Origin of the sequence: Ramlibacter sp. (genome assembly GCF_013697775.1) — a bacterium.
GTDB lineage: Bacteria > Pseudomonadota > Gammaproteobacteria > Burkholderiales > Burkholderiaceae_C > Ramlibacter.
Genome location: NZ_JACCWG010000194.1, coordinates 22327 through 31035, shown reverse-complemented (window position 1 = coordinate 31035; position 8709 = coordinate 22327). Strand labels below are relative to the sequence as shown.

General features: G+C 70.8%; 11 protein-coding genes and 1 pseudogene. 6 read left to right on the top strand and 6 right to left on the bottom strand.

What is annotated here, in order from left to right; genetic code table 11:
* From H0U68_RS09515 to H0U68_RS09500, 4 genes and pseudogenes are all read left to right on the top strand, one after another.
* Window positions 1-125: pseudogene (locus tag H0U68_RS09515) on the top strand (IS630 family transposase); the annotation flags it as partial.
* Window positions 126-193: 68 nt separating this feature from the next.
* Window positions 194-976: a phosphonate metabolism transcriptional regulator PhnF gene (gene phnF, locus H0U68_RS09510; RefSeq protein WP_296354947.1), complete on the top strand. Its 783-nt coding sequence runs from the start codon at window positions 194-196 to the stop codon at window positions 974-976.
* Window positions 973-1671, top strand: coding sequence for a DUF1045 domain-containing protein (locus H0U68_RS09505; RefSeq protein ID WP_296354945.1), 699 nt, complete (start codon window positions 973-975; stop codon window positions 1669-1671). Before phnF ends, H0U68_RS09505 begins: the two co-directional genes overlap by 4 nt.
* Window positions 1668-2228, top strand: coding sequence for an AAA family ATPase (locus tag H0U68_RS09500; protein WP_296354943.1), 561 nt, complete (start codon window positions 1668-1670; stop codon window positions 2226-2228). Before H0U68_RS09505 ends, H0U68_RS09500 begins: the two co-directional genes overlap by 4 nt.
* A gap of 72 nt (window positions 2229-2300) precedes the next feature.
* On the opposite strand, the gene H0U68_RS09495 is transcribed toward H0U68_RS09500, so the two are convergent.
* The 6 genes from H0U68_RS09495 to H0U68_RS09470 all read right to left on the bottom strand — a co-directional run bounded on the left by H0U68_RS09495 (window position 2301) and on the right by H0U68_RS09470 (window position 6782).
* Entirely contained in the window at window positions 2301-2885 is a 585-nt protein-coding gene (locus H0U68_RS09495; protein ID WP_296354941.1) for a phosphonate degradation HD-domain oxygenase, read from the bottom strand.
* Window positions 2886-2901: 16 nt separating this feature from the next.
* The gene (phnE, locus tag H0U68_RS09490; RefSeq protein WP_296354939.1) at window positions 2902-3708 is read right to left on the bottom strand and encodes a phosphonate ABC transporter, permease protein PhnE; all 807 of its coding nucleotides are present in this window, start codon (window positions 3706-3708) and stop codon (window positions 2902-2904) included.
* A gap of 19 nt (window positions 3709-3727) precedes the next feature.
* Window positions 3728-4711, bottom strand: a complete 984-nt coding sequence (phnD, locus tag H0U68_RS09485; RefSeq protein WP_296354937.1) for a phosphonate ABC transporter substrate-binding protein — start codon at window positions 4709-4711, stop codon at window positions 3728-3730.
* 53 nt (window positions 4712-4764) lie between these two features.
* Window positions 4765-5625 (bottom strand): phosphonate ABC transporter ATP-binding protein, encoded by an 861-nt coding sequence (gene phnC, locus H0U68_RS09480; RefSeq protein ID WP_296354935.1) that lies wholly within the window; start codon window positions 5623-5625, stop codon window positions 4765-4767.
* 95 nt (window positions 5626-5720) lie between these two features.
* Window positions 5721-6626, bottom strand: a complete 906-nt coding sequence (ppk2, locus tag H0U68_RS09475; protein WP_296354933.1) for a polyphosphate kinase 2 — start codon at window positions 6624-6626, stop codon at window positions 5721-5723.
* Between the two features lie 33 nt (window positions 6627-6659).
* Window positions 6660-6782 (bottom strand): hypothetical protein, encoded by a 123-nt coding sequence (locus H0U68_RS09470; protein ID WP_296354932.1) that lies wholly within the window; start codon window positions 6780-6782, stop codon window positions 6660-6662.
* Between the two features lie 87 nt (window positions 6783-6869).
* Between H0U68_RS09470 and H0U68_RS09465 the strand changes: the two genes are divergently transcribed.
* Together H0U68_RS09465 and H0U68_RS09460 are read left to right on the top strand one after the other, a co-directional pair.
* The gene (locus H0U68_RS09465; protein WP_296354930.1) at window positions 6870-7883 is read left to right on the top strand and encodes a M14 family zinc carboxypeptidase; all 1014 of its coding nucleotides are present in this window, start codon (window positions 6870-6872) and stop codon (window positions 7881-7883) included.
* Window positions 7880-8638, top strand: a complete 759-nt coding sequence (locus H0U68_RS09460; protein ID WP_296354928.1) for an alpha/beta hydrolase — start codon at window positions 7880-7882, stop codon at window positions 8636-8638. Before H0U68_RS09465 ends, H0U68_RS09460 begins: the two co-directional genes overlap by 4 nt.
* The last annotated feature ends 71 nt before the right edge of the window (window positions 8639-8709 follow it).

Sequence of the window (8709 nt, the reverse complement as noted above, 5' to 3'; positions counted from 1 at the left end):
GCATCGACCATTTCGTCAACGCTCACAACCAAAACTGTCAGCCGTTCAAATGGACTGCGACCGCCGATTCGATCCTTGAAAAGCTGCATCGACTTTGCTCACGTATTATCGGGACAGGACACTAGATCAGTCCTTAAAGTCCCGGCCCATGCCAGGCACGAACCGCAGTTCAATCGCGCAACATGACCGACTGATGACACCCCCCACCTTCGCACCGCACCCCTTCGACTTTCCCGCCCCGGTGGCGCCGCCTCATGTGCGCAGCGGCGTCACCGTGTGGCGGCGCATCGCCGATACGCTGGCCGGCGAGATCCGCGACCGCCGCTATGCCGACACCGGCAAGCTGCCGAGCGAGGCCGAGCTGTCGGCGCGCTTCGGCGTGAACCGCCACACGCTGCGCCAGGCGGTCAGCGCGCTGCAGGCGCAGGGCATGCTGCGCATCGAGCAGGGCCGCGGCATGTTCGTGCAACACGAGCTGCTGAACTACCCGCTGGCGCGCCGCACGCGCTTCAGCGAGAACCTGCAGCGCCAGGGCCTGCTGCCCGGCAAGCAACTGCTGACCGCGCGGTGCGAGCCGGCGGCCGAGCGCGTGGCGCGCGAACTGGAGCTGGCCGGGGGCGACGACGTGCTGCTGGTGGAGACGCTGAGCGAGGCCAACGGCCAGCCGGTGAACCTGGCAAGCGCCTGGTACCCGGCGGAGCGCTTCGGCGGCCTGCTGGAGATGCTGGGCGAGGGCGCGCAGACCACCGAGATCCTGGCGCGCCTGGGCGTGCGCGACTACCTGCGGCGCGAGAGCCGCATCACCACGCAGCTGCCCGGCGAGGAAGCCGCGCGGCTGCTGCGCCAGTCGGCGGCGCGCCCGCTGCTGTGCGTGGAAAGCGTGGACGTGGACCTGGAGGGCCGGCCGGTCAAGTACGGCGAAACCCTGTTCAGCGGCGACCGCGTGCAGCTGCTGGTGCGCTCGGAGGACGCATGAGCACCGGACGCTACGCCATCTACTTCGCGCCGCCGCGCCATTCGCCATGGCACGCGTTCGGCAGCGGCTGGCTGGGCCGCGATGAATTCGACGGCATGCCGGTGCCGCCGCGCGAACTGCCCGGTTTCGACTTCGCGCAGGTGAGCCGGCTCACGGCCGAGCCTCGGCGCTACGGCTTCCATGCGACGCTGAAAGCGCCGTTCCGGCTGGGGCAGGGCAGCGGCGAGCAGGAATTGCTGGCGCGCGTGGCCGCCATCGCACGGCGCTGGCAGGCCATGCCGCTCGGCGCTCTGGTGCCGGTGCACCTGGACGGTTTCGTCGCGCTGGTGCCTTCGCAGCCGCACGCGGTGGTGGACGCGCTGGCGGCGCAGTGCGTCACCGCGCTGGACGCGCTGCGCGCACCGCTCGACGCCGCGGAACGGGCGCGCCGCACTCCGCAGCAGCTGGACGCGCGCGGGCGCGAGCTGCTGGACCTCTACGGCTACCCGCACGTGCTGGAGCGCTTCCGCTTCCACATGAGCCTGACGGGTCCGGTCGACGCCGACACCGCGGACCGGCTGCTGGCGCAGCTGGCGCCCGCATTGTCCCGCCTGAACGCCGACGCGCCGCTCTGGCTCGACCGGCTGTGCGTGTTCCACGAACCGGTGGCCGGCGCGCCCTTCGTGCGGCTGCACGACGTGGAGTTGGGGCCATGAGCGCGCCGGCCCCGGGGCGCTGGGTGTTCGTCTGCGGCCCCTCGGGCGCGGGCAAGGACAGCGTGATCGGCTGGGCGCGCACCGCGCTGGCGGGCGAGCGCGGGATCGTGTTCGCGCGCCGCGCGGTCACGCGCGCGGCCCATCCGGCTTCCGACCACGAGGAGCTCAGTCCCGCCGCCTTTGCGCAGTGGCTGCGCGCCGGCCGTTTCGCCTGGCACTGGCGTGCGCACGGCTTCGACTACGCCGTGGACGCGTACTACCGCGAGGACGTGGCGCGCGGGCGCACCGTGGTGGTCAACGGCTCGCGCGAGCACGTGCTGGGCTTGCCGGCGGGCAGCGTCGAGGTAGTGCTGGTGACGGCGCCGCCGGAACAGCTGGCGCAGCGCCTGCAGGCACGCGGCCGCGAAGGCGGCGACGCGGTGCGGCAGCGCATCGCGCGCAATGGCGATCTGCCGGACATGCCGGGCGCGCACGTGATCGTGAATGCTAGCACCGTCGCCGAAGCGGGCGCGCAGTTGCGCGACCACCTGCTGGCCACATCACACCGTTCTGGCTGAGCTTGCCGAAGCGCGCGTATGCCCTTCGACAGGCTCAGGGCGAACGGGTGTGCAGGCTCTGGGCGAACGGGTTCAGAGGTGAACGGGTTCAGGGCGAACGGACTCGGACGGAAGGCAATGCCGTGCGCGCTCCAGCACCGGGCGGAAATGCTCCCAGCCGGGCGTCTCGCGCGTGGGGCTCTTGGCCTGGTCGTCCCAGCGGCGCAGCTGCACCGCTTCCGCCGCATGCGGCTGCGCGAGGAAGTCGGCGGCCTGGGGCGTGGTGAACGCGCCGCCCTGCAGCGCCAGGCTGTGGCGCGACGCCGGCGACAGGCCGTCGTGGTAGGCCGGGTCCGCCGCGCACAGCCAGCGCTTGGCCGCCACGTGCAGGCGCATCGGCTCGATCACCGCGTCGCCGAATTCGCCGCGCAGGAATGGAATCGCGCGGTACTCGTGCAGGTCGTCCTTGCCAGCGGCCGACTCGGGCAGCGTGTGCGCCAGCAGGTGGCCCAGGTCGTGCAGCAGCGCGGCGGCCACCAGCGTGTCGGGCGCGTCCGCCCGCTGCGCCAGCAGGCCGCATTGCAGCGCGTGCTGCTCCTGCGTGATGGCTTCCATGCCGTAGCGCGCGGCGCCGGCGCTGCGGTAGAGGCGCACGATCTGGTCGATGGTCATGGGCATGTAGGAACTCCTCGGGTCAGATCAGGGCTTTGCGGATGCGCGCCGACACCATGTCGATGGCGGTGACGGTGCCCACGATGATCAGCATCACGGCGCAGGTCTGCGCGTACTGGAAGCCGCGGATGATTTCCCACAGCACCACGCCGATGCCGCCCGCGCCCACCATGCCGACCACCGAGGCCGAGCGCACGTTGGACTCGAAGCGGTACAGCGCGTAGGAGATCCACAGCGGCAGCACCTGCGGCAGCACGCCGAACAGGATTTCCTCCAGCGCGCTGGCGCCGGTGGCGCGGATGCCCTCCACCGGCTGCGGGTCGATGGCTTCCACGGCTTCGGAGAACAGCTTCGCCAGGATGCCGGTGGTGTGCACCCACAGGGCCAGCACGCCGGCGAACGGGCCCAGCCCCACGGCCACGATGAACAGCATGGCGAACACCATCTCGTTGATGGCGCGCGCCGCGTCCATCAGCCGGCGCACCGGCTGGTAGACCCAGGCCGGCACGATGTTGGCCGACGACAGCAGGCCCAGCGGCACGGCGCACACCACGGCCAGCACCGTGCCCCACAGCGCGATCTGCACCGTGACCAGCATCTCCTGCAGGTAGCCGCGCCATTCGTGGAAGTCGGGCGGAAAGAAGCTGGCCGCGTAGGTGGCCATGTTGGCCGAATCGCGCAGCAGGTCCAGCGGGCGCATGTCCGCGCCCTTCCAGGAGCCGGCCAGCAGCGCCAGCAGCACGCCCCAGGCGGCCAGCGCCGCCAGGTTGGCGCGCGGCGCGGACGGCAGCGGGGGCGTGACCACGGACAGGTGGGTGGAACTGTTCATCGTGCGCGGCCGCCCTGCGTCAGCCGGCCTGCTGCAGCTCGGCCAGCTTCTTGTCGATGGCCTCGATCTTGCCGGCCTTCTCCTGCGCGCCCATGCCGGCGTCGGCTTCCAGCTTGGTCTTTTCCCGGAACAGCTCCAGCTGGCGGGTGGGCGACAGCTGCGCGTTGCCGGAATCCCGGAAACCGCCGAGCGTCAGCTTGGTCAGGATGGCGAGTTCGCGCGCGCCCTCCGCACCGCTGCCCTTGCCGTAGGACAGCATGAACTGTTTGACCTTCGCCTTGCTGTCGGCGTCCAGGTCCTTGCGCCAGACCAGCGGGTCGCCGGCGATCAGCGGCGACTTCCAGATCACGCGCACCTTGGCCGCCACCTCGGGCTGGCGCTTCTCGATGCGCTCCAGCACGTCGGAGCTGTGCACGGCGGCGTCGACCTGCTTGTTGGCCACCGCCAGGATGTTGGTTTCGTGGTTGGCGCCGCGGGTGTTCTTGAAGGTGGTCTTCGGGTCCAGCTTGTACTTGGCGAAGATGTAGTAGCTGGGCACCAGGTAGCCCGAGGTGGAGTTCGGGTCGCCGATGCCGAAGGACAGCGACTTGGCGTTCTTCAGCAGCTCGTCGAGCGTCTTGTACGGGCTGTCCTTGTGCACCGACACCATCGAGTTGTAGCCGATGGAGCCGTCCACGTTGACCACCTGCGCGAAGACTTCGCCGCCGGCGCGGTCCACCGCCTCGATGGCCGACTTGTTGCCGAACCAGCCGACCTGCACCTTGCCGAAGCGCATGGCTTCGATCACGCCGGCATAGTCGGGCGCGAAGAAGGCGTTGACCTTCAGGCCGGTGCGCTTTTCCATGTCGGCCAAAAGCGGCGCCCAGTCCTGCTTGAGGTTCTGGCTGGACTCGGTGGAGATGATGCCGAAGTTGATTTCCTTGGGCGACTGTGATTGCGACTGCGCCGGTGCGGTGCCGGCGGCGGCGAGCAGGGCCGTGCCGAGTGCGAATTGCTTGAACATGGGTGTGCCTTTTCTTTTCTTGGGGAGAGAACGATGGAGAGCGAGAGAAGAGATCAGGCCGCCTGCGGCAGCGGTTGTGCCCACGGCCGCAGCGGCTCGGGCCGGCGCGGCTCCTGCAGCGCCCCGATGTGGTCGCCCAGGGACAGGATCTCGTCGGCCTCGGCGCCGTACAGCTCGCGCAGCAGGGCCGGGGTGAGCGCGGCGGACGGGCCGTCGTACACCACGCGGCCCTGGTGCAGGGCGACGGTGCGGGCGCAGTACTTCATGGCCACGTTCACCTGGTGCAGCGACACCACCACGGTGACGCCGTCTTCCTGGTTGATGCGCGCCAGCATGTCCATCACGCGGCGCGAGGATTCGGGGTCGAGCGAGGCGATCGGCTCGTCGGCCAGCACCACGCGCGCGCCCTGCACCATGGCGCGGGCGATGGCGGCGCGCTGCTGCTGCCCGCCCGAGAGCGTGGAGGCGCGTTGCCAGCAGCACTCGGCGATGCCGACGCGGCGCAGCGCCTCCAGCGCACGGGCCATCTCGCCGGTGCCGAAGCTGCGCAGCACGCCGCGCCACAAGGGCAGGCGGTGCAGCGCGCCGGCCAGCACGTTGACGACCACCGGCAAGCGCTCGACCAGGTTGAACTGCTGGAACACGAAGCCGACGCCGCCGCGCAGCCGGCGCACGTCGCGCGCGATGCGCCCGCCGCTCTGCACGCATTCGCCGTGCACCTCGATGCGGCTGGCGCTGCCGTGATCGGCCGGCATCAAGCCGGCCACGTGCCGCAGCAGGGTGGACTTGCCCGAGCCGGAGGCGCCGATCAGCGCCACCATCTCGCCCGGAGCGATGGCCAGGTCGATGCCGTGCAGCGCCTTGCGGCCGTTGCCGAAGGTCTTGTCGAGCGCGTGGATGCGGATGGCGTGCATGTGTCGTCGTCCCGTTGGAATTCGCCCGGATGCTCGGCGCCCAACATGACGCTTTGATGGCAGTGCGCGCCGCCCGCGCCGCCCGCATCGGCCATTCAGTAGCGCTCGGGCACGTACATCCCGCGCGGCACCGGCCGGCGCGTGTAGTCCTCGTGGCGCACTCGCTCGGGCAGCTGGATCTCGGCGTGCGGGATTTCGCGGTAGTCCAGCTGCGACAGGAGGTGCGCGATGCAGTTCAGCCGCGCCTTCTTCTTGTCGTCCGCGTGCACCAGCCACCACGGCGCCTCGGGGATGTGGGTGCGCTCCAGCATGGCTTCCTTGGCGCGGGTGTAGTCCTCCCAGCGCCGGCGCGACTCCAGGTCCATTGGGCTGAGCTTCCACTGCTTGAGCGGGTCCTGGATGCGGCTGCGAAAGCGCAGGTGCTGCTCCTCGTCGGAGATCGAGAACCAGTACTTGATCAGCCGAATGCCCGAGCGCGCCAGCATCTTCTCGAACTCGGGCACCGAGCGGAAGAACTCCTCGTACTGCGCGTCGGTGCAAAAACCCATCACGCGCTCGACGCCGGCGCGGTTGTACCAGCTGCGGTCGAACAGCACCATCTCGCCGGCCGCCGGCAGGTGCGCCGCGTAGCGCTGGAAGTACCACTGCGTGCGTTCGCGGTCGTTGGGCGCGGGCAGGGCGGCCACGCGGCACACGCGCGGGTTCAGCCGCTGCGTGATGCGCTTGATGACGCCGCCCTTGCCGGCCGCGTCGCGGCCTTCGAACAGGATCACCAGCTTTTCGCCGCTGGCCACCACCCAGTCCTGCAGCTTGACGAGTTCGCCCTGCAGGCGCAGCAGCTCGCCGAAATAGAGGCGCCGCGCGTGACGCTCGGCGGCGGTCAGCGGGATGTCCTCGCCGCCGGGGCCGCAGGGCCGGTCCTCGAATTCGAGTTCCAGTTCCTCGTCGTAGGCGTCCAGCGCCTCCAGCTGCATCCGCCTGGCGAATTCGTCGGGTTCCATCGGTGTCGTTCGGTCCTGAAGGGAAAGCGGGTTTTAGTGGCGGATGCGCCGCTCGCTGATGCGCCAGCGCTGCAGCGACACGAATTCGCCGACGCCGCCCAAGAGGGCGAGGGCGACGGCGCCCCAGTGCAGGAGCGGCGGCATACGGTGTTTCATCGGTGGTGCTCCGGGGCTGTGGACCTTGCACGCTAGCGCCCGCGAATGGCAGCCGTGTGACACGCCGATGCCCTAAGCTGCGCGCCCATGCCGTCTCCCGCCTTGCCTGAACTCGAAGCGCTGGAGCGCGCGATCGCCGCCGCCGGCGGCCATGCGCAGGTGCGCGTGGCCTGCACGGTAGGGCACGGGCCGCGGGCTCTGCCGGTCTATGCCGTCGCGTTCGGCAACCCGGGCCCCGGCGTGCCGGCTGTCGGCTACTTCGGCGGCGTGCACGGCCTGGAGCGCATCGGCACGCGCATCGTCACCGCCTGGCTGCACAGCCTGGCAATGCGGCTGCGCTGGGACGCGTCATTGCACGCGATGCTGGAGAACCTGCGCGTCGTGTTCATGCCGCTGGTGAACCCGGGCGGCATGCTGCGCGGCACGCGCGCCAATCCGGCAGGCGTGGACCTGATGCGCAACGCGCCGGTCGATGCGGCTGAGGGCGTGCCGCCGCTGGTGGGCGGCCAGCGCCTGAGCGCCGGCCTGCCCTGGTACCGCGGCCGGGCCGGCGCGCCGATGGAGCCGGAAAGCGCGGCGCTGTGCGATGTGGTGGAACGCGAACTGCACGGCCGGCCGTTCGCGCTGGCGCTGGACTGCCATTCCGGCTTCGGCATGCGCGACCGCCTGTGGTTTCCTTTCGCGCACCGCCGCTCGCCCATCGCGCACCTGCCGCAGCTGCATGCGCTGCACGAGATCCTGGAGCAGACGCTGGCGCACCATCCCTACATCGTCGAGCCGCAGAGCCGCCAGTACCTGGCGCACGGCGACCTGTGGGACCACCTGGTGCTGCGCGCGCCGGCCGGCACCGTGTTCCTGCCGCTGACGCTGGAGATGGGCTCCTGGCTGTGGGTGAAGAAGAACCCGCGCCAGCTGTTTTCGCGCGAAGGCATGTTCAACCCGGGCCTGGCGCACCGCGAAAAACGCGTGCTGCGCCGCCATCTGCCGCTGCTGGACTTCGCCATGCACGCGGCCGCAGGCCACGCGCTGTGGCTGCCGCGCGGCGACGCTTGCGAGGCGCACCGGCAACGCGCGCTGGCGCTCTGGTACGGCACGCCATGACCACCTGGGTACTGCTGCGCGGGCTGGCGCGCGAAGCCGGGCATTGGGGCGAGGTGCTGCCCATGCTGCGCGAACGCGTGCCGGCGGGCGATGCGGTCGTGGCGCTCGACACTCCGGGCAACGGAACGCTGTGGCAAGAGCGCAGCCCGATGCGCGTGGAGGCGATGGTGGCGTCCTGCCGCGCGCGCCTGGCGCAGCAGGGTGCGCAGCCGCCGTACCTGCTGGCCGGCCTGTCGCTCGGCGGCATGGTGGCGCTGGATTGGGCGGCCCGCTATGCGGGCGAGCTGGCCGGCTGCGCTCTCGCCAACAGCAGCTTCGCCGGCCTGTCGCCGTTCTGGCATCGGTTGCGGCCGTCGGCCTACGCGCAGGCGCTGGCGTTGCTGCGGCCCGGCATGGACCTGCGCACGCGCGAGCACCGCGTGCTGCTGCTCACCAGCAACACGCGGCCTGTCGATGCGCGCACGGAACAGCGCTGGATCGCCTGCGCGCAGGCGCATCCCGTGTCGCATGCGAACATGCTGCGCCAGCTGGTGGCGGCGGCGCGCCACCGCATCGCGCGGCTGCCGCCCGCCGTGCCGATGCTGCTGCTGGCCAGCCGCGCCGACCGGCTGGTGTCGGTGCGCTGTTCGCAGGCGCTGGCGGCGCATTGGAAGCTGCCGTTGCACCTGCACGCCAGCGCGGGCCACGACCTGGCGGTGGACGATCCGCACTGGCTGCTCGACCAGCTGCTGTCCTTCCGCGCGCACGACGGCTGACCCGCCGCGCGGCACGGCCGCGCTGTCATCCGTTCGACACCGAACCGCAACGCGGGCGTCACCGCGTTTTT